Source organism: Brevibacillus sp. Leaf182 (assembly GCF_001423865.2).
Classification (GTDB): Bacteria; Bacillota; Bacilli; order Brevibacillales; family Brevibacillaceae; genus Brevibacillus; species Brevibacillus brevis_C.
In genome coordinates this window covers 280,942-301,157 of record NZ_LMPN02000024.1, presented here as the reverse complement: position 1 = coordinate 301,157, position 20,216 = coordinate 280,942, and the positions used below count along the sequence as shown (strand labels likewise).

Sequence of the window (20,216 nt, the reverse complement as noted above, 5' to 3'; positions counted from 1 at the left end):
AAACAACAACTTGTAATAGGATAACCCATGTGACAAGATGATCTCCATAAGGCACTCGAATTGGAGGCTTACCATGGAAAAAGTCGTTGTTACAGGTATGGGTGTGATCTCCCCGGTAGGGAATACAGTAAATCAGTTTTGGAACAGTCTCGTGCAAGGGAAGTCTGGTATCTCACCTATTGATACTTTTGATACAGCACGCAATAAAACGAAAATCGCAGGTTTGGTGCGAGATTTTGATCCGGAGGAGCGTTTTGGGCGCAAAGAAGCGCGGCGAATGGATCGCTTTTGCCAGTTCGCTCTTGCTGCTGTAGAAGAAGCGCTAGAGGATGCAGAACTTCGGTTGGACGAGTTGGACCGCGAGCGAATCGGGGTATATGTAGGCTCTGGCATTGGTGGGGTAAAGACATTGCTTGAGCAGCATGATGTCCTGCGTGAGCGAGGTCCTGAGAGGATCAGCCCGACGCTGGTTCCCATGCTCATCTCCAACATGGCAGCAGCGATGATCAGCATCAAGTACGGTCTGTACGGGCCGACGATGTCCCCTGTTACTGCTTGCTCGATTGGGAATACGTCTATCGGAGAGGCTTTCCGGCTCATTCGGGCGGGCGCGGCGGATATCGTCATCGCAGGAGGCTCTGAGGCCGCAGTGACGGATATATCTCTCGCCAGCTTTAGCAATGCGACGGCATTGTCCACGAGAAATGATGATCCAGCAGGAGCGAGTCGGCCATTTGATGCAAAGCGGGATGGGTTTGTCATGGCAGAGGGTGCAGGTATTGTGATATTGGAATCAGAATCACACGCCAAGAAAAGAAACGCCAGGATGTATGCCGAGGTGATTGGCTATGGGGCAAGCTCTGACGCCTATCATATGGTGGCGACACATCCAGAAGGAATCGGTCCCTACCGCGCGATGAAATGGGCACTCCAGGAAGCGGGGGTGCAAACGACAGACGTCGATGTCATCAGTGCGCACGCAACCAGCACAGAAATCGGAGACCGTTCCGAGACATTGGCTATCAAAAAGCTGTTTGGCGAGCATGCGTACCGTGTGCCGATCACCGCCAACAAATCGATGACCGGTCATATGTTTGGTGCAGCAGGGGGGGCGGAGGCGATCGCCCTGATTAAGAGCTTGCAGGAAGGAATCATTCCCCCGACGATCAATCAGGAGGAGCAAGACCCGGACTGCGATCTGGACTATGTGCCAAATACAGCACGCAAAGCCACGCTCGACATCGGCATGTCCAATTCCTTTGGCTTTGGCGGTCATAACGCAGTCATCGTATTGAAAAAAGTGTAACGGATAGAGCCTGTTTCCGTAGTCTCCGGTAGACTATGAGAGCAGGCTTTTTGCATTTCGGTAAAAAATGTGAAACGTTTTACAGTCCTGATTTCTCTAACTGGGGAGAAAAGGAGGGGAGCAGATTGAACAAAACGCTTGGTCTCGTTGCACGCGCCAAGGCCGGTGATTCAGAGTCATTCCAAATGCTCATGCACCAGGAAAAAGCCAATTTGTACAAAATGGCTTTCGTGTACACACGCAATGAAGAGGATGCGCTGGAGGTTTTTCAGGAAACGGTCTATAAGGCTTTGATCTCCATTTCAACCCTAAAGGACGATCAATATTTTACGACATGGCTGATGCGAATTTTGATCAACACGGCGATTGCCTATTTGGCTAAAAAGCGAAAGGTAATTTCGCTGAGTAAAGACATGATCGAAAATATGCGAGATACAGAAGGTGTAAGGCTGGAAGAACGAATCGACCTTTTGGAAGCAATGGGAGAGCTCGAAGAAAAGTATGTAACGGTTCTCTTGCTGCGATTTTATAAGGACTATTCTGTAAAGCAAATCGCAGCCTTGCTAGATTGCCCGGAAGGCACCGTGAAAACGAACATACACAGAGGTCTTTCTCTATTAAGGAAGAAGCTGAAAGGGGAGTATTTCCATGAGAGAAAAAATTCATGCCTATAAAGAGCAAGTAGATCGCATTCCGGTCCCTACAGAAAAGCTAGACGACATTATCACCAAAACGGTTCGAGAAGCAGCGCCACAAAGAAAACGCCTAAACAAAACGAAGCTGGTGTATAGCACAGGGGCTGCAGTCGTTGCTCTAGGTATCTTGTTTAGCTCAGCGACTGTCTCACCCGCGATGGCAAACCTAGTCTCCAAGGTACCATTGATCGGATCGATATTCGCGACTTACGGTGACAGCGGATTGAAGCAAGCGAGCGAAAAAGGCTTAACGACTGTCATCGGAGAGTCGCAGGACGTGGGTGGCAATGCGATTACCGTCAATGAAGTCTACTATGATGGGACACGCTTTACAATTGGGTACACATTGGAAACGAAGGAGGCAGTCGGAGAGCATTATTTAGGCTCCTCACCAGATTTGACAGTGAACGGGGAAGCGTTTGGATATGCAGGAAGCAGCAAGCAAACACAAATCACACCGACGCTTGCGACCGGAATTGTCGATATCGACGCAATGAATGACTTGCCTCAGGAGTTCAAGCTAGGGTTGAGCTTCCAGGGGGAGGACGGCAAGAAGTGGAGCTTCTCCCTACCAATCAGTAAACGTACAGATACGAAGCGCATTCCGATTAATCACCAGCAACAAGCTGGAGGCATTGACCTGACCGTTTCGGATGTCACAATGGGTCCAGCAGGGCTGGTTGTGAGCTTCCAGGCAGTAACCGAGGAAATTGGGTATTTATCGAGCTATTTGGAATTCAAGGTGGTTGATGAAAAAGGGAACGAGCTGGGAGCGTACTCAGGTGGCAGCCAAGGCAAAAAGTCCGAAGGCAAAGAGTATCTCACGGGTACAAGACGTTTCGACCCGGTGACAGCAGATGTAAAAGAATTAACGATCACGCCATATATGTCATTGCCTACGAACGGTGGCGGTGTCGAAATGGATGGCAAAGGGAAAGAAACACTGATCCAATCGGCAATGGAGACGATACACAAGCATGGAAAGAACATCAAGTTCCATACGTTTACCATTTCCTTGCAAAAATAAAACCACACAAAAAAGCGTCCCTCCACATACTGGAGCGACGCTTCTTTACTTGATCAGGGCAAAAACTAGGATTGCTTTCTCATCGCACCCAGCTCTTCAACGATGGCGGTCATTTCATTGATGCCAAACGCCGCTTTTTTCTGCACCATGTTGTACAGGTACAGCAAATCCTCGTAATGAACGAGATCGAAATCCTCCGGGCGCATCACCGCCGTATTCGCCATGTTCAGCTTTGCTTTGATGCCCTCAATGATAATGGCCAAGTTTTCTACTGTCGGTTGATTCAGGTCAGCCATACTTACTCTCTCCTCTCTACAAAGCTGGTATTTATTTCGTCAGTTGCCCACGTGTGACGCCCAACTGGTTGGTTGCCTTCAGGGTACGCCATACGTGTGTACCGCTAACTTCTCCACGCAATGCCTTGCGATACAGACTGATTACTTCTTTCACACGCTCTGGCTCTTCTTCCAAAAACTCGATGCGGTAGCTACCGACATTCAGAGAGCGGAACTCACTCAAGTACTCAGCACCGGACTGGTCAATCGCGTTATAAACGGTATTGCGGCAACCGGTATCCACACGTACAGGGTGAGAGAAACCGACGCGGTCTTTCAAAGAAATACGGGAGGTCTCACATGGAGTTCCGCAGTTTGTATGATCCGTACCTTCACTCATGAATGTGCAGTATACGCAGTGCTCTGTGTGGAACATCGGCATGTGCTGATGGATGACCAGCTCCATATTCGCAGCGTTCGAACGGCTGAGCAGATCGACCATCTGCTGGATGTTCAGATCGTACGATGGCGTTACGCGCTCAAGACCTGTTGCAAGGAACAGCTCAACTGCCTTGTGGTTCGCGACATTCAAGGAGAAATCGCCAATCAGCGGAATGTCGATTTCATCACGACGGGACAAGTAGTAATAGAGTGCTCCCGTATTGCGCACCAGAATAGCGTCTGGCTTGCTTTTCGCGATCAGGGCAAGGACACCGTTTTCATCCGGCATATGAATGCGCATCGTAGCAATCCCGATCTTTTTCCCGTACTTATGAGCCAGCTTGACACCCTCTGGATACTGCTTGACGAATTCAAAGTCAGCGTAGAGAAAGTCCACATCTGTTTGCGCAGCTGCTTCCAATTGCTCAAGCGAGCGGCACAGAGCTGTCAGGAGCGGCTTTTCCACTGGTTTTCTCGTTGGTACGTCCGCGTATACATTGATATCGTGATGATGGTAAATCGGCGGCTTGGAACGCAGGAACACGAGCTGCTCTACTGCGTCACGGCGCATCCGGTTCAACTCACTGACAGGTACGATGAGATCCCCTTCGAGATCGACAGTCAGGTCGTGAGCTTCCAGGTGGAAAATGGTTCCGCCCAGACGGCTGAGTTGATCGTGCAGCAACTCAGCCGTCAGAGGACGCTTCAAAGCAGTCTCCAGCAGTACCTCAGAAGGAACACTGACAGCGTGATTCGCCTGTTTATCCACCCAAGTAACGCTGAGCTTTTCACCCAGCTTGCCGCTTACGTGAACGGACAGCGGGAAAGTGCGATAAGGCTTTTCTGTCTCAAATGTTTTGCGCAGGCGACGATCGAGCTCAGGATCGCTCGTCTTCCATACGCGGTCACCGACATGGAGACGCTTCAGATTCACGTCATTGCGTCCCATGACGATTTCGTACAGGCCTTTGGATACTTCGCCTTCTACTTTTTTACTGCGGCTCAAAATATCGTAGATGCGACCACCTTCTTCTTTTTGCGTGGGGTCACCCGCGTCGAACACGATTCCGTCTCCGCGTTTGACAGGAGCAGTGATTTCCACCAAAACGCCTGTAGGAAGCAGTTTTTTTACGGTTCCCAAAAACACACCGCGGCTTTTCGGGAACGAACCATCTACGAGCTGCTTGTTGTTTGTCCCGGTCAAAAATCCGTGTGTAAACCCGCGAGAGAAGCTTTGTTGCAGCTCACGAACTTCTACCTCGGATGGTCCCGTATCTTGTCCGGCAAAATAACGCTCGATGGCGGCATTGTATTTGCTCACAACGTTTGCCACGTATTCAGGTGTTTTCAGGCGACCTTCAATTTTAAAGGAAGTCACGCCAGCCTCGATCAGCTCAGGAACCAAATCGATAGCAGCCAAGTCCTTCGGGGACAGCACGTAAGCGATATTCCCCATTTCCTTCTGCACACCGTCTACCATCAGGTCATACGGCAAACGACAGGCTTGGGCACACTCGCCGCGGTTTGCCGAGCGTCCACCCCACATTTCCGAGGTCAGACATTGTCCGGAATAAGAAACGCACAAGGCACCGTGGACGAATACTTCCATCGGCAGCTTTGCTTTTTCTCCAATTTTTTTGATCTCTTTTAATGAATTTTCACGACCGAGTACGACGCGTTCCATATCAAACGGCTTCGTGAACTCCACCGCTTCTGGCGAAGTGATCGTCATTTGTGTAGAGCCGTGAATCGGGAAGTCTGGAGATATCTCGCGGATCATCTTTACAAGACCGAGGTCTTGAACGATCACAGCGTCTACTCCAGCGTGAATACAGGCGTCTATCAGCTCGCGTGCATCCTCTAGTTCATTTTCAAATACGAGAATATTAAAGGTAAGGAAGCCCTTTACCCCGTACATGTGCAAATAAGCCATAATCTCAGGCAGTTCTGCCATTTGGAAGTTCTCAGCACGAGCACGCGCGTTGAACTTTTCTACCCCAAAAAAGATGGCATTGGCTCCGTTGGCCACGGCTGCCTTCAAACAATCCCAGTTACCAGCAGGTGCCAACAGCTCGATATCTTCACGCTTTATACCATTTCGCATGTGTATGTCATTACCTCCAAGGTCTTCAAACAAGCTCTTCTTCATCATAGGGAAATGTGCTGGTCACCGCAACAAAAACATCCTTTCTGGCAGATGTTGAAAATGTGCCTTCCAGAAAGACACCTGTGATGTTATTCTGTAAGAAAAATCGAAATATTCTAAGAGCCAGGGGAACCGATATATGTTAATCATCAAAGACATTTTGCTACAGTTACTGTTCGTTATCGTCCCTGTTTTGCTGTATAGAAATGTTTGGCTGGGGCGATCAACCTCGAACAAGATGAGCGTCAAGTCATCCATGGTTATCGTTTGTAGCTCGATCAGTGTCATTTTTGCCATGAGCTTTCCAGTACAACTCAGTAATGGTATGGAGTACGATTTACGCTCGATACCGATCATTATTACCATTTTATACGCCGGTTATATCCCGGGCATTTTGACGATTTTGGTGATGTTTGTCGTAAGGATCGTTTTGGGTGGCGATGGCGTTCTCATCACGATTCTTGGAACGATGGTCTACGCGATCATTCCGTTTTTGTTGGTCAATCGTTGGTATGGCTACTCTTTGCGAAAAAAACTAGCGGTCGTTCTCTTGATCGGATGCTTGAAGCAGCTATCCATCATCGGTGGAGGGATGGTTGTTTTGATCTGGAAAGGGTTCTCGTTGTCCATCATTAACGATTATCTGGAGCCGCTAGTGGAAATCGGCTACCTCGCTTTGATCGTACAAGGTGGAGCCGTTTATTTCATCGAGTTTATTCGAGAATCTCATATTATCCGCAAGCAGGTCGAACGCTCGGAAAAGCTGAACCTGATCAGTGAGCTGGCAGCTAGTGTTGCCCATGAAGTGCGCAACCCACTCACAGTGGTACGAGGCTTTGTCCAATTGTTGCGTGAGGAGACGAATCCGAAAAACATTGAATACATCCGATTGGTTTTAAATGAACTCGATCGGGCTGAATTTATCATTTCCGACTATTTAAATCTGGCCAAGCCTCATTCTGAGACGCTGGAGCGACTGGAGATTGCGCATACCGTGAAAGAAGTGACCGCCATCATGTCCTCTTACAGCGTCATGAACCGAGTGGAAATCGCCTGTGAGACCGAGCCGGGCCTATTCGTTGAGAGCAACGCCGTTAAGCTCAAGCAAGCATTGATGAATCTGATGAAAAACGGCATCGAATCGATGGGACAAGGTGGCGTACTGCACGTCACCGTACAAGCAGCCGGGAACTATCATGTGATTTCCATCAAGGATGAGGGAGAGGGGATGACGCCGGAGCAGATTGAACAGATTGGGTTGCCTTTTTATTCTACAAAGGAAAAAGGGACAGGTCTCGGTTTGATGGTAACCTGCCGGATTATCGAGGCGATGCAAGGGACGATCCACTTTCAGAGTGAACACGGGCACGGAACGCAGGTGACGATTCAACTGCCTGCTGTGTATACGACCGAAAAAGGAGGCGAACATGGACAAAGAACAAGAGGTGTGGGAGCGACTCTTTCATGAGTTGGCTGTCATCAGAAGTGAATTAAAAGCGTTCAAGCTCGAGACACGTGCAGAGCTCTATCAAATCAAAAGCGAGCTGAAAGAATGGCAGCAGCGTGAAGAACAGCGAAGGCTCCCGAACGAAGGGGAATAAACCATGCAACGTTACGTAACCCGATGGTGGCAAAAAACAGGAAAAGCTGTTTTCGCAGCAGGCTTTGCTTTAGCGCTTGCTGCATGCGGACAACCACAGGAAGCAGCAAAGCCTGCCACACAACCAACGACAGAAGCTACACCGGCTAGTGCATCTGGGCAATCCGAACAAATACTCAGACTGAATAACTTTACAGAACCGCTTTCTCTTCATCCCGGACTCATTTCGGATGTTTGGTCATCCAATGTTATTTTTCAGACGTTTGAGGGGCTGACTCGCATTGACGACAAGGGCGTTCCACAGCCTGCCATGGCACAGGAAATCAAGGCATCAGATGATTTGCTGACGTACACCTTCACGATTCGCGACAAAGCGAAGTGGTCGAACGGAGATCCTGTGACCGCGCACGATTTTGAAAACGCCTGGAAATGGGCACTCGATTCCAAAAACGGTTCCCAGTATGCCTATCAGCTATTTTATGTAAAAAATGCAGAAGCGGCCTTTGCAGGCAAAGCGAAGCCCGAAGAGATCGGGGTCAAGGCAACAGATGACAAAACATTGGTCGTCCAACTGGAAAACCCGACGCCATTTTTTCTGGAGCTGACGGCTTTTTACAGCTACTTTCCGCTAAATACCAAAGTGGTGAAAGACAATCCGGACTGGGCGAAGGAAGCAGGACCAGCCTACACCTCAAATGGACCGTTCAAGCTCGATACGTGGGAGCATAAAACCAAGCTGACGCTTGTGAAAAACGAGCATTATTGGGACGCAGACGCTGTCAAGATGACCAAAATCGAAATGAATATGATCAATGACGCGAATACAGAGCTGGCGATGCTGGAGGGTGGCGATCTCGATTGGGCAGGTGCCCCGACAGGCAATCTTCCACTCGACGCGATGCCGACCTTGAAGGAAAAAGGATTGCTGGTAATCACACCAAAAGCCGGGACGTATTGGTATGAATTCAACACAGAGCAAAAGCCTTTCCACAACAAAAAAATTCGCCAAGCCTTTTCATACGCGATCAACCGGAAAGACATCGTGGAGAACATCACACAGGGAGGGGAATTGGTTGCGACAGCCGTAGTGCCGCCTACTATGTTTGCTGAGAACGAGCAAGGCTTGTTTACAGACAACGACATAGAAAAAGCCAAGCAACTGTTGGCGGAAGGCATGAAGGAAGAAGGTTATGCCAGCGTCGACCAGCTCCCGCCGATTACACTGTCCTATAATACGGAGGAAGCACAGACCAAAATCGCGCAAGCTGTACAGGACATGTGGCAAAAAAACTTGGGTGTGCACGTCAAGCTGGAGAATCAGGAATGGAATGTCTACTATGAAAACGTGAAAAACGGGAAGTACCAAGTAGCGCGGATGGGGTGGACAGGGGATTTCAACGATCCGATCAACTTCCTGGAAATATTCCGAACGAAGGAAGGCAACAACCATACTCGTTGGGAGAATCGTCAATATGCCGATCTATTGGCGGCTTCTGCCAAGGAGAAGGATGCTGCCAAACGAAAAGCGATCTTGCAAGAGGCGGAGAAAATCCTGGTGGACGAAATGCCAGTCATACCGTTTTACTTTAAGTCTACGGTGTATGCGCAGAACCCCAAGTTAAAAGGCGTAGTCATTTCAGGTTTGGGACACGCGCAGTACAAATGGGCGTATTTCGAATAAATCACAAGCAGTCACATTCGAAGGGCTGGTCAGTCGGATTATTCCACGACCAGCCCTTCGAATACGATAGAGACCTTCTCTTCCATGATTTCTTCGAGTGCCCAGGCGCCTTCACTGCGTACCCAATCATAAAGAGCGTTATAGTAGATATTTTCCAACATATTCGCAGCGACAAGAGGGTTGAATTTGCTTTTCAATTGATTCTTTTCTTGTGCTTCTTCAATCAGATCAGCGAACAGTTGACGCAATTCAAAGTACATATTCTTTTCATTCTCAAGCACTTTCCGATGTTTCATCGAGGATTCTACGACGACTTTGATGAAATCGAAATTGGTGATGGTGACTTCATTCATGATCTTGTAGATCCGCAGTACCTTCGATTTGCAGTCGTTACCATAGTCCCACTCTTCCCGACGCTCTTCGATTTCATGCAGACGTTCATATCCCCAGTTAGCGAGAATGGCTTCCTTTGAAGTGAAATGCAAAAAGATCGTACCGCGAGCAACATCGGCTTCTTCGGAAATCATGTCGATGGTGGTTGCTTCAAAGCCGTGCGTTTTGAAAAGCTTGATGGCAGCATTGAAGATTTTTTCGCGGGTTTCGCGCTTTTTCCGTTCCCGTCTCGTCGTCAAATTATGTAGCACCTCCTTAAGAACTCGTACGCTTGATTATAACACAACCGTTACCTAACAAAAGAATAGTTCATGCAATTGAGCATAATTTAGGTGAAAAAAGGATAGACTTCTGCGCAGTGTGAATGTATATTTATATACTATAATGAATAAATATTAAATCATACCAGGCTCGAGATGCATGGGGTGGAGGAGAGTAAAATGGGTGTTGCAAAGGCACTGGCAGTACGTCAGGCTACGATGAAAGACGTGGATGCCATGTTGGAGATTGTTAATGAATATGCACAACAAGGCTTGATGCTGCCACGTACGAAGCTGTCTTTCTGTGAAAACTTGCAATCCTTTATTGTCGCTCATGATGGAGATTCGGTCGTAGGTGTCGCAGGCCTACATATTTTGTGGGAGGATCTGGCTGAGATCCGCTCCTTGGCTATCTCGGAAAAAGCGAAGGGGATGGGTGTTGGGAAACATCTGGTTCTTCATTTGGTTGAGCAATGCCGCCTTCTGGGAATTAAACGTGTATTGGCGCTGACCTATCAACAAGTATTTTTTGAAAAGTGCGGGTTTTGGGTGGTTGCCAAGGAAACGCTGCCGCAAAAAGCTTGGAAGGATTGCATTAACTGCTCCAAACTGCCGATGTGCGACGAAATTGCTATGATTTTCGAAACAGCCTGATACATTTGGTCTAGCCTTCCTTTTTTCTTTTCTGGTACTATATTCATATAAATAGTAGAAATATAAACAATATTCTACAAGTATACCAGAAAAAGAGATTGGCAAAAATGGGGGGCTTTTCCATGAAGCTAGGCGCTCGTATATTGCTCGTCCTACTACTGGCAGGAAGTGTACCGTTGACAGCAGCGGGAGTGTTTGCTTATCAGGAATCCAAGCAGGAATTGTTGAATGGAAGTGCCGCTACACTGGAAGCGCTGCGTCACAGCAACAAGGAACAGGTGGAAAATTACTTTCGCGAGCGAGCCAGGAACGTGGATACATTGGCTGCATCGGGAACAGTAATGTCTGCCCTTTCTTCGTTTGAGGACGTGTGGCGGCATGGCCTGGAATCGCCTGCTTATGAAGAAGTGCAAGCGCGGTATACGAACGAATTGAAGATGGAAGTCGCGCGCTACGGCTTCGTAAATGCTTTTTTGTTAAATGCACAAGGGGACATCGTGTATGAGACAAAGCCGCAGGCCGATTTTGGCACCAATCTCCTGACTGGCCCACACGCTGACTCTGTACTTGGCCAGACTGTGCAGCAAGTCAGGAAAACCCAAAGCGCAGAAATGTCAGATCTCGGCCATTACGAACCATCAGGAGGGGCGCCAGGGGTATACATTGCAGCGCCGATCTACGAACGAGGCTACATCATCGGGCAAATAGCCGTCGAAGTATCCATGGATTATATTTCAAGAATATTCAACCAACGAGAAGGACTAGGGGAAACCGGGAAGATTTACTTGGTGGGCGGTCCGGACAAGCTCATGCGCTCGCAACTGGGTAGTGGACCAAATACGTTGTTACAGCAAAAAGTAGATACGCCCATCGTCGATCAAGTTTTGCTCACCCAACAATCCGAAGGAACAGTCGAAAGCATGGATTACTTAGGACAGCAAGTACTCGTATCCTACGATCAGGTCAAAGTGGGGAAGAAGACGTGGGCGATTTTGGCAGAGATGAATATGACTGAAATACTGGAGGGCCCAACCCGCATTCGGGATGCCATGATTGCCTTTAATGGTGCCGTCCTCTTGCTCATCGTCATCATCTCTTTATTTACAGCAAACTGGCTTCGTCGCTCGTTTCGCGGCATGCTTGCCGTGGCAGAGCGGATTGGGCATGGGGATTTTTCGCGAGAGATACCTTACAAGCTATTAAAACGAAAAGACGAATTAGGGGAGCTTGCAGGGTCTCTCGTTACGATGCAGAAGCAACTGCGCAAAATTTTGTTTCAGATTCAGCAGGCAGCCGCTTCTGTTTCCGGTGCCGTACGCAATATTCAGGGAAACACCAGTGAGATTGCCGCTTCCAGCCAGCAAATTGTCCTCGTCGTCGATCAAGTGGCTGCTTCTGCCGACAGTCAAGTAGAAAAAATGGGACAAACCTTGAATCTGGCTGTTGATTTGACGAAAGATGTGGCGGTTGTAACGGAAAATGTAGAACGGGTGACCGTATCTGCGGAAGAAATGAAGCAGCAAGCACATGCTGGCAGACGCGCGATCACAGATGTGATGGACAGCATGGACGAAATCAATCGTTCGGTAGAAGCTGCAACGGATGTCATTCATGTATTAGAAGGGCGCTCGAAGGACATTTCGAGAATTATCTCCGTCATTACAGAAATTGCCCGACAGACCAATCTGCTAGCCTTGAATGCTGCGATTGAAGCGGCCAGAGCAGGAGAGCATGGCAAGGGATTTGCAGTCGTCGCAGGAGAAGTGCGCAAGCTGGCAGAAGATACCAACAGTGCTGCCCAGCAGATTGTAGGGATGATTGGAGACGTACAAAAGGATACAAAGGAAGCGGTCGCCAGGATGGTCGAGGGTGCCCAAACGACCGCCCGCGGCATGAAGACAGCACACCAATCGCAAGAGATGTTCCAGCATATCGAGGAAAACATCCTCGGGGTGTCGCAGGAAATTAACGGTGTCAGTGAAGCCTTTAGGCGTATGGCGCCAGATGCCCAACAGGTAGCCGTTGTCGCTGGGGAAGTATCGTCTGCATCGATGCAAGCCGCTGCCGGTGTTCAAAGCATCTCGGCTGCGGTAGAGGAGCAGAGTGCAGCGATGGAGCTCATTGCTGATGCTGCGACTCAGTTGGCCATTCTAGCAGAAGAGCTGAGAAGCTCACTTGCAGCCTTTGTTTCGCGCGAAAATTAAGAAAAAAGGGACGGAGCAAAAGCCGGTGACAACTGCCTTTTCTCCCGTCTCTTTTTGTATTTTGGAAGGATATCTCACACAAAATGTTGAATGATAAGGACGATGGAGAGTTTCAAGCCGGAGGGACGTAAGCGTGCACAAACTAGATTGGGAACTATATCTGCTACCGTTCGAACAAGCTGTAGAAGAAATCAAAGTCAAAATTAAAAATATCCGTAATGAGCTGCGCAAACGCAAGGAGCATTCACCGATTGAGTTTGCGGTGGGCAGGGTTAAATCGATCCCGAGTATTTACAACAAGGCAAACCGCTTGCAGTTTCCGATTGATGAGAATATCTGCTGGGAAATTCGTGATATCGCGGGCATCCGCGTCATTTGCCAGTTTATTGATGATATACCTGCAGTCGTTGAGATGATCCGCAATCGCGGAGACATGCGTGTGTATTTGGAGAAGGATTATGTCTCTACGCCAAAAGAAAGCGGATATCGCGGTTATCACCTTGCTGTGGAGTATCCGATCATGATGGCGGGTGGGCAAGTGACCATTCCGGTAGAAATTCAGATTCGCACATTGGGAATGAATTTTTGGGCGACAATTGAGCACTCGCTGAATTATAAATACGAGGGAATTATCCCATCCGATATACGGCAAAGATTGTTCGAGGCTGCCAAGGCGTCCTACAAGCTGGACAGCGAAATGAACAACATCCGGGATGAGATTAAAGACGCCCAAGCAGAATTTACGAAAAAAGAAGTGCCGATGGAATCATTATTATCGTTGGTGGAGCTGGATCTCGACGTCGATGCGGCAATGGACGAAGGAAGTATGAATGAGAGGACTGGAGAAGAGAATGACAAGCGTTAATTGGCTGGAAGAAACAAATAAACGCAAGGACGAACTGATTGCGACAACACAACAATTTTTGCAGATTAAAAGCGTTTTGGACCCTGAGACAGCCAGAGAAGGTGCCCCTTTTGGAGAAGGGATTCGGGAAGCGCTTGACTTTGCGCTAGACGTCTGTGAAAAAGCAGGCATGACAACCAAAGACGTCCGCGGCTATGCAGGGCACGCTGAATTCGGGCAGGGCGAGGAATTGATCGGCATTCTGAGCCATGTCGATGTCGTACCGGAAGGCGATGGCTGGAGTACGCCACCGTATGCAGCAGAGATCGTGGATGGACGCATGGTGGCCCGTGGTGCAATTGATGACAAGGGACCAACGATGGCTGCCATTTTCGCAGCGAAGATCGTGATGGAGCTGGGATTGCCGCTGTCGAAGCGCGTGCGCTTTATTTTCGGTACGGATGAAGAATCGAGTTGGCAGTGTGTGAACACGTATTTTGAAACGGAAGAAATGCCGACGATGGGCTTTACGCCAGATGCAGACTTCCCGCTGATCTATGCGGAAAAAGGCTTGACTGATCTGTCTTTACGTCAGACGCTTGCTTCCTTCCAAAGCCTTGGAATGCCTGCTGCGGAAAATGTGGAGGCAAAGCTCGTTTCTTTACAAGCTGGCTTGCGGATGAACATGGTTCCAGACAAGGCTGTAGCAACGCTTGCGCCAATCGGCTTGAATAGTGAGGCGATTGCACAAAGTTATCGCCAGCACTTGGAAGCGACTGGTTTGAAAGGCAAAGTGGAGGAGCAGGACGGTCTCGTAGTGCTGCACATGGAGGGCGTCTCGGTTCACGGAATGGACCCGAGCAAAGGCGTCAACGCGGGTACCGAGCTCATTCACTTTTTGCTCTCCTTGTCCTTGGATGAACGCGGAGCTGTATTTGTAGGCTTGGCTGATCGTTATTTGCACAAGCAGCATTACGGTGAAGCGCTCGGCATCTCCCATGATGATGAAGAAATGGGTGCGCTCACACTGAACACAGGTGTGATCGAGTATGACGAAAAGCAGGATGCGCTTTTCCGTCTGAATATCCGCTACCCACATTCTGTTGCCTTCGAAAAATGGTCGGCCGTTCTTGCTGAACGATTCAGTGAAGGGGCATTTACACTCGAAGTAGCTGAGCATCTGACACCACACCGCGTCGACCCGAATCATCCTTTGGTGACGACACTGCAACGCGTGTATACGGAACAAACAGGCGAAGAAGCTGGCATCATTGCAATTGGCGGCGCTACCTACGGCCGTTCGTTGGATGTTGGGGTAGCATTCGGACCGCTGTTCCCAGGGCGTCCTGACAGCGCCCACCAGCGAGATGAATATATTTTCGTGGATGATCTGATCAAAGCGACAGCGATTTACGCGCAAGCGATCTATGAATTGGCGAAATAGGAATAGCAAACGGCTGGGCATAAGTGCCAGCCGTTTTTATTTTGGCTGAATCAGAAAGAGACAAAAATCTTTGCAAATGCTGGAAGTCAGTACTATAATGCAAATTAACGATTGATCGATTAATCATTCATTAGCAAGGAGACTGTACACCATGCCACTTTCAGAAGAACAAGTGCTAAAAATGAAGCAAAAGCGGGAAACGATTCTCCAGCAGGCAGTTCTTTTGTTTGCCGAGCACGGCTATGACGATACCACCATTGCAAAAGTCGCGAAGGCATCCGGAGTGAGCTTTGGCAGTGTTTTCACGTACTTTGAAAACAAGGATCAGCTCTTTCATGCAGCCGTCACCGAGCCATTGCAGGAGCATTCGGTCAAACTGCTTGACTTTGATCCCCAAGCATCTGAGCCATTACTGGAATTGGAGAGAATGGTGACCAATCACATCAAGAGCTTCGCTACGTTCGATTCGTACTTGCGTCTGGTCGTACAAGTAGTCGGCTACTACAATCGTTTCGCGCATTCTTTTGCTGAGCTAGATGCGTTTCACAATACCTTTCGTACGAAAATTGCCGAGCTCTTGATCAATGGACAAGAGAAAGGACTCTTGCATGTCCAAGATCCCAAATACGTGGCGACAGCGTACATGAGTCTGTTAATTGGTCTTCGTGTGAATTTGACGGATGGGCCGCAAAGCAACATGTGGGAAAAATTCGTTCCGGTTGCCATCCAGCTTTTTGGACCGAAGAATCGCTAGTACTCTCCATCGGTCTTTTTTTGAATTACAAATGATTGATTAATCAATCGTTAAAGGAGAGAGGAGTGGTCACGATGAGTTTTTGGAAGTTCGACAGCAACATCCAGATTAGACTGATGTTACAATTTTTGACGACGATGGCGAGCATGACTGTGACACCGTACTTGATTGTTTTTTTCTCCAAGCAATTGGGGACGGTTGTAACGGGTTTTATGTTTTTAGGTGTGATGGCAGCGAGTGTCGCAGGCTCTTTTGCAGGGGGATATGTTGCGGACAGGATCGGGCGAAAAAAAGTGATCGTTGCATGTGAGGCGGTCATTTTCCTCAGCTTTCTTGGTGTGGCCTTCGTTAACTCGCCTTGGCTCCAGTTGCCCTATGTGACATTTATTTTGTTTCTGTTTCATAACTTTTGTTTGGGGGCGTCGGGGCCTGCTTACCAAGCACTCGTCATTGATGTGAGTCAGCCCGAGAATCGGAGAGCGATTTTTACGGCTTCCTATTGGTTGAATAATCTGGCGGTAGCGATAGGCGGATTGGTGGGTGCTTTTTTGTTCGATGAGCATTATTTTGCGCTATTTCTCGGTGTGGCTGTAAGCATCGCGATTTCGCTCGCCATGACGATCCTGTTTATCAAGGAAACGTATGTGCCAGAAAAACGTGCATGCTCGGCGTCTGGCAAGCAAAGACAAAAAGATTCGAGTTTTATGGCAGATGTCCTGGGAGCTTATCAATCAGTGCTCAAGCACCGGATTTTTCTGCTGTTTACCATAGCGAATTTGCTCATTATTGCTGTAGAGGAGCAATTGACCAATGTCATCGGCCTTCGTTTAGTGAAAGAAATCCCAGAGCCTGAGCAGTTATTTCCGTTTTTTGGCATCCAGGTGGATGGGATGAATTTGTTAGGTCTATTAAAAACAGAAAACACGTTGCTGGTTGTTTGCTTGACGGTTCTGATCTCCTACGTGGTGAAGAGCTTGAGAGATAGGGCGGTGCTCCTGTCAGGTCTTGTCCTGTATTTTTGCGGGTATGCGTGGATTAGCTTCAGCAGTTCTCCTGCTGTCCTGCTCATTGCCATGTTCTTCGCGACTCTGGGTGAAGTGATGCACATCCCGGTAAAACAAGCGTTACTCGCCAATATGGTGCCAGATCATGCGCGGAGTACGTATATGGCTGTACATTCTCTGTTTAGTATTGTGGGGGTGAGCAGTGCAGGTGTGTTTATTCTTGTCAGTGCGTGGGTTCCCAACGTTGCGATCACCGGAATGTTTGCAGGGATGGGACTGATTTGTCTTGTGCTCTTTCATCGGATTACGAAGGCCACCCAATCAAATGCGACAGCATGAAGAAGTACTCGAGCGCATTCAGGATATTTGTTGGGGAAACAATAACAAATAGAGGTAGGCAAACAAAACGGGAATACGTCAGTATCGCAAAGGAGATAAAGGATGGACGATCTCACGAAAATGGTCAAGGATTTGACGGAAACGGACGGAGTACCTGGGCACGAGCACGAAGTCAGGGTGAAGATGGAGGAGTACTTACAGCCTCTCAGCGACGAGTTGGTAAAGGATCGGCTGGGTGGGGTTCTCGGGAAGAAGACGGGTTCAGTAAACGGACCAAAAATTTTGCTCGCGGGACATTTGGATGAAGTAGGCTTCATGGTGACGAATATCACGCCAAAAGGGTACTTGCGTTTTATCCAGCTTGGCGGATGGTGGACGCACAATATGCTCTCACATCGTGTGAAGGTCAAGACACGCAAAGGTGAGTATCTCGGGCTCATTGGTTCGAAGGCACCGCATGCGCTGGAAAAAGAAGAGCGGGAAAAAGTCATGAAGCTCAAGGAGCTGTACATTGACATCGGGGCGAAAGATGAAGCAGATGCGAAGGAAATGGGTGTTCGCCCTGGTGATTGGATTGTCCCTGACAGTGATTTTACGACGATGCGCGACGGAGAGCTGTGGGTCGCAAAGGCGCTTGATAATCGGGCGGGGTGTGCGCTGGCAATCGAGGTGCTGAAACAATTGCAGACGGAAGAGCATCCTAATGTGGTATACGCCGGTGCAACCGTGCAGGAAGAAGTTGGGACCCGGGGTGCTGGCACAGTAGCGAGGCTGGTAGAACCGGATATTGCTTTTGCTGTCGATGTTGGACTCGCATATGACACGCCTGGAAATGAATCGTATCCGATGACCTGCAATGTGGGGGACGGTCCGCTCGTCATGTTATTTGATGCCACGATGATTCCTCATACCGGATTGCGCGATCTCGTATTCGACACAGCAGAGAAGCTCGGTATCAATGTACAGGTGGATGCCCTCGCAGGAGGCGGAACAGATGCAGCGAAATTCCATATAAGCGGCATTGGCTGCCCGTCGATTGTTGTCGGCTTTGCGACACGATATATTCACAGCCATAATGCGATTATGTCAAAACGTGATTTCGAGCAGGCTGCCCAGTTGCTTACATCTGTCATCAAGAAGCTCGATAAGGAAACGGTTCAACAACTGCTCGATAGATGAGCGAAACCCTCTCCATGCATGTATGATTGCGATGGAGAGGGTTATTCGTTTTGTTACTTGTTCTGCTCGGGGAGGTCTACCTTTATTTCCAGACCCTTAATAAACTGATCGTCTGTGACTGTTTCCGCAGAATGATCTTTTACGACGAAAGGCTTGATGATGAAATACTTCGGCTGTCCTTGTGCAGTAGCATAGCGGGCGTCAAATGTGAGCGTGTTATCCTTAACCTCTCCTTCTCCGTGGAGGGATGTCAGTTGACGACCTTGGTCGTCAAACAGGGCAGCTCTGATGAACTGATCTGATGTCTTGCCATCCAGTTTGAACGAATACAACAAGCGCGTCGTCACTGGTGTCACATTGACCTCGGATACTTCGAAAGAAATCCCATCGTTTGATTGAATAGCATTCGGTTTAAGCCGGAGGGTGTCGTTCGTCGCTTTTTGGAAGGGAATGTCCAGCTTGAAGGCTTGATCAATTCCAGCAAGCTTAACAACCACTTCCGCTTGGAAAGATTCTGGAATCATGCTCGTTGAATTGTGGTCAGGTGTCTTCAAAATTTCTTCGAAGATAAGATAGTTTGGGTGTGATTCGCCCGCTGTGTAGAAAAAACTACCGCCAGTTACCAAACTACTTGGGTCATCTTGACCTTTTCCATTGATGGTAAAAGTGACATTTTCGATAGCGTCACTGAGTTTGACAACCTCTTTTCCCGTATCAAACATACCGTCCTTCAGGTTTGGAGCCGTTACGCTGAGCAGATAGACAGCACGTGTTCCGTCGAAGACCGTCTCCGTTACCTCGAGCTTCATGTCCTGGTGAGAAATACTCCTGTTTACCTTGGAAGAAAGACCTTGTTCGCCTGCGGCACGTAAGCCGAGGTCCGCTTCGATGAAGCTAAAGAGACTGCCGACGAATGGGATCTCCTTAATGGATTGCGCCATGACCGGCGAGATAAATCCGGAGGTGAATACAGTTGCACCTAGAATGACTGCGGCGGCCGCAACATAGGGTGCTTTGCGTAATCGCTGGACTTTTCGTTCACGAGACATTTCTAGGAGAGAGGCGTATGTTTCATCCAGTCGAGCCCGTACCAATGGTGACATCGTCGCATCCTTTGTACGTTTGTACTCTTTTAGTTCGAAATCAAATTTAGATTGATCCATAATGTATCTTCCCTTCCCGAAAGGTGTTTAATTTTTCCATCAAGTTGTTCCGTGCTCGACTAAGCCGCATTTTTGCGGCACTCTCCGAAATTTCCAGTATCTCTGCTACTTGTCGTAAAGGCAGGTCTTCAAAATAGTGAAGCACAATAACAAGGCGCTGCTGCTCATCCAATCTTTCAACGGCGTCCCGCAGGTCAATAAGTTCGTCTTTATGTGAGAGTGATAGTTGGATAGGGAATTCATCCAGTAGAACGTTACGGGAGCGATTTGCTAGTATCTTATTGCATTCATTGATCAAAATTCGGAACATCCATGTTTTGAAAAAATGGGGCTCACGAAGTGAATGCAGAGATTTATAAGCCTTCAAAATGGTTTCCTGGAGAGCATCCGCAATATCTTCCTCTTTTTTCAGGATGGATTTAGCCGTATGGTACAAGGAGCTCTCAACGTGTTTGACAACAGCGATAAAAGCTTCACGATCTCCTTGCTTTGCCAGGAGAACCTGTTCTCTTAGATCCACCTTTTTCACTCCTTTCTGTGTTGGTTGTTCACATTGACAGTAATTAGATCAGCGAAATCGCTACATGGTCACATGATGTCAGCAAAAATTTCAGTTAGGCTTGCTTTGTTGTCGCAAGTCTCGAAGAAAAATACCCGGGAGTTGAACGGTTTAGTTGTTTTTTCGAAAGGACTCCTTTAGTATAGGTAGGATAGGATTTCGCAAGGGCAACAACCTGCCTAGGATGAATGTTGATTGATGAGAGCCGGATTTATCGCATCCACTGTCCATGCAGTCATGGTGTGGCG

The 20,216-nt window shown here is 48.4% G+C and carries 18 protein-coding genes; 13 read left to right on the top strand and 5 right to left on the bottom strand.

All coding sequences use genetic code 11. The annotated features are described in order from the left end of the window. Positions 1-73: 73 nt before the first annotated feature. The 3 genes from fabF (at position 74) to ASG16_RS17680 (ending at position 3,028) form a co-directional block, all read left to right on the top strand. Entirely contained in the window at positions 74-1,306 is a 1,233-nt protein-coding gene (gene fabF, locus ASG16_RS17690; protein WP_056489720.1) for a beta-ketoacyl-ACP synthase II, read from the top strand. Positions 1,307-1,431: 125 nt separating this feature from the next. Continuing rightward, positions 1,432-1,980, top strand: coding sequence for a sigma-70 family RNA polymerase sigma factor (locus tag ASG16_RS17685; RefSeq protein WP_056489717.1), 549 nt, complete (start codon positions 1,432-1,434; stop codon positions 1,978-1,980). Next, a complete protein-coding gene (locus ASG16_RS17680; protein ID WP_056489714.1) occupies positions 1,955-3,028 on the top strand; it encodes a DUF4179 domain-containing protein in 1,074 nt (357 codons plus the stop codon). Before ASG16_RS17685 ends, ASG16_RS17680 begins: the two co-directional genes overlap by 26 nt. Positions 3,029-3,093: 65 nt before the next feature. On the opposite strand, the gene ASG16_RS17675 is transcribed toward ASG16_RS17680, so the two are convergent. Then, entirely contained in the window at positions 3,094-3,324 is a 231-nt protein-coding gene (locus tag ASG16_RS17675; RefSeq protein WP_015892616.1) for a DUF1128 domain-containing protein, read from the bottom strand. A 31-nt stretch (positions 3,325-3,355) separates the two neighbouring features. Then, positions 3,356-5,848, bottom strand: a complete 2,493-nt coding sequence (locus tag ASG16_RS17670; RefSeq protein WP_056489713.1) for a U32 family peptidase — start codon at positions 5,846-5,848, stop codon at positions 3,356-3,358. A gap of 181 nt (positions 5,849-6,029) precedes the next feature. On the opposite strand from ASG16_RS17670, the gene ASG16_RS17665 reads away from it, so the two are divergent. From ASG16_RS17665 to ASG16_RS17660, 3 genes are read left to right on the top strand one after another with little or no spacing between them, the layout of a single operon-like run. Beyond that, the gene (locus tag ASG16_RS17665) at positions 6,030-7,358 is read left to right on the top strand and encodes a sensor histidine kinase (protein ID WP_056489711.1); all 1,329 of its coding nucleotides are present in this window, start codon (positions 6,030-6,032) and stop codon (positions 7,356-7,358) included. Further along, positions 7,318-7,491: a hypothetical protein gene (locus tag ASG16_RS30945; protein WP_173629375.1), complete on the top strand. Its 174-nt coding sequence runs from the start codon at positions 7,318-7,320 to the stop codon at positions 7,489-7,491. The genes ASG16_RS17665 and ASG16_RS30945 overlap by 41 nt, the downstream gene beginning before the upstream one ends. Positions 7,492-7,494: 3 nt before the next feature. After that, positions 7,495-9,171, top strand: coding sequence for a peptide ABC transporter substrate-binding protein (locus tag ASG16_RS17660; protein ID WP_056489709.1), 1,677 nt, complete (start codon positions 7,495-7,497; stop codon positions 9,169-9,171). 38 nt (positions 9,172-9,209) lie between these two features. Here the strand turns inward: ASG16_RS17660 and ASG16_RS17655 are convergent, their stop codons facing one another. Then, entirely contained in the window at positions 9,210-9,803 is a 594-nt protein-coding gene (locus tag ASG16_RS17655) for a TetR/AcrR family transcriptional regulator (protein ID WP_047071619.1), read from the bottom strand. 201 nt (positions 9,804-10,004) lie between these two features. Here ASG16_RS17655 and ASG16_RS17650 point away from each other — a divergent pair, with 201 nt between their 5' ends. From ASG16_RS17650 to ASG16_RS17620, 7 genes are all read left to right on the top strand, one after another. After that, positions 10,005-10,478: an N-acetyltransferase gene (locus tag ASG16_RS17650; RefSeq protein WP_056489707.1), complete on the top strand. Its 474-nt coding sequence runs from the start codon at positions 10,005-10,007 to the stop codon at positions 10,476-10,478. A gap of 122 nt (positions 10,479-10,600) precedes the next feature. Further along, positions 10,601-12,682 (top strand): methyl-accepting chemotaxis protein, encoded by a 2,082-nt coding sequence (locus tag ASG16_RS17645; protein WP_056489866.1) that lies wholly within the window; start codon positions 10,601-10,603, stop codon positions 12,680-12,682. Between the two features lie 133 nt (positions 12,683-12,815). Beyond that, positions 12,816-13,547, top strand: coding sequence for a GTP pyrophosphokinase (locus tag ASG16_RS17640; protein ID WP_017250656.1), 732 nt, complete (start codon positions 12,816-12,818; stop codon positions 13,545-13,547). Next, positions 13,534-14,970 carry a dipeptidase PepV gene (gene pepV / locus ASG16_RS17635; RefSeq protein WP_056489706.1) on the top strand — a complete coding sequence of 479 codons (1,437 nt, stop codon included), beginning with the start codon at positions 13,534-13,536 and terminating at the stop codon, positions 14,968-14,970. The genes ASG16_RS17640 and pepV overlap by 14 nt, the downstream gene beginning before the upstream one ends. A 151-nt stretch (positions 14,971-15,121) precedes the next feature. After that, positions 15,122-15,724 (top strand): TetR/AcrR family transcriptional regulator, encoded by a 603-nt coding sequence (locus tag ASG16_RS17630; RefSeq protein ID WP_056489704.1) that lies wholly within the window; start codon positions 15,122-15,124, stop codon positions 15,722-15,724. A gap of 74 nt (positions 15,725-15,798) precedes the next feature. Further along, positions 15,799-17,067, top strand: a complete 1,269-nt coding sequence (locus ASG16_RS17625) for an MFS transporter (protein ID WP_056489702.1) — start codon at positions 15,799-15,801, stop codon at positions 17,065-17,067. A gap of 102 nt (positions 17,068-17,169) precedes the next feature. Next, positions 17,170-18,246, top strand: a complete 1,077-nt coding sequence (locus tag ASG16_RS17620; RefSeq protein WP_056489700.1) for a M42 family metallopeptidase — start codon at positions 17,170-17,172, stop codon at positions 18,244-18,246. 53 nt (positions 18,247-18,299) lie between these two features. On the opposite strand, the gene ASG16_RS17615 is transcribed toward ASG16_RS17620, so the two are convergent. After that, positions 18,300-19,409 (bottom strand): DUF4179 domain-containing protein, encoded by a 1,110-nt coding sequence (locus ASG16_RS17615; RefSeq protein WP_056489698.1) that lies wholly within the window; start codon positions 19,407-19,409, stop codon positions 18,300-18,302. After that, positions 19,396-19,929, bottom strand: coding sequence for an RNA polymerase sigma factor (locus tag ASG16_RS17610; RefSeq protein ID WP_056489696.1), 534 nt, complete (start codon positions 19,927-19,929; stop codon positions 19,396-19,398). The genes ASG16_RS17615 and ASG16_RS17610 overlap by 14 nt, the downstream gene beginning before the upstream one ends. Positions 19,930-20,216: the final 287 nt, after the last annotated feature.

What these genes read in the sequence shown, in the direction of transcription:
- fabF (WP_056489720.1), top strand. Translation starts at nt 74, where the DNA reads ATGGAAAAAGTCGTTGTTACAGGTATGGGTGTGATCTCCCCGGTAGGG.
- ASG16_RS17680 (WP_056489714.1), top strand. Translation starts at nt 1,955, where the DNA reads ATGAGAGAAAAAATTCATGCCTATAAAGAGCAAGTAGATCGCATTCCG.
- ASG16_RS17675 (WP_015892616.1), bottom strand. Translation starts at nt 3,324, where the DNA reads ATGGCTGACCTGAATCAACCGACAGTAGAAAACTTGGCCATTATCATT.
- ASG16_RS17670 (WP_056489713.1), bottom strand. Translation starts at nt 5,848, where the DNA reads ATGCGAAATGGTATAAAGCGTGAAGATATCGAGCTGTTGGCACCTGCT.
- ASG16_RS17665 (WP_056489711.1), top strand. Translation starts at nt 6,030, where the DNA reads ATGTTAATCATCAAAGACATTTTGCTACAGTTACTGTTCGTTATCGTC.
- ASG16_RS30945 (WP_173629375.1), top strand. Translation starts at nt 7,318, where the DNA reads ATGGACAAAGAACAAGAGGTGTGGGAGCGACTCTTTCATGAGTTGGCT.
- ASG16_RS17660 (WP_056489709.1), top strand. Translation starts at nt 7,495, where the DNA reads ATGCAACGTTACGTAACCCGATGGTGGCAAAAAACAGGAAAAGCTGTT.
- ASG16_RS17650 (WP_056489707.1), top strand. Translation starts at nt 10,005, where the DNA reads ATGGGTGTTGCAAAGGCACTGGCAGTACGTCAGGCTACGATGAAAGAC.
- ASG16_RS17645 (WP_056489866.1), top strand. Translation starts at nt 10,601, where the DNA reads ATGAAGCTAGGCGCTCGTATATTGCTCGTCCTACTACTGGCAGGAAGT.
- pepV (WP_056489706.1), top strand. Translation starts at nt 13,534, where the DNA reads ATGACAAGCGTTAATTGGCTGGAAGAAACAAATAAACGCAAGGACGAA.
- ASG16_RS17630 (WP_056489704.1), top strand. Translation starts at nt 15,122, where the DNA reads ATGCCACTTTCAGAAGAACAAGTGCTAAAAATGAAGCAAAAGCGGGAA.
- ASG16_RS17625 (WP_056489702.1), top strand. Translation starts at nt 15,799, where the DNA reads ATGAGTTTTTGGAAGTTCGACAGCAACATCCAGATTAGACTGATGTTA.
- ASG16_RS17620 (WP_056489700.1), top strand. Translation starts at nt 17,170, where the DNA reads ATGGACGATCTCACGAAAATGGTCAAGGATTTGACGGAAACGGACGGA.
- ASG16_RS17615 (WP_056489698.1), bottom strand. Translation starts at nt 19,409, where the DNA reads ATGGATCAATCTAAATTTGATTTCGAACTAAAAGAGTACAAACGTACA.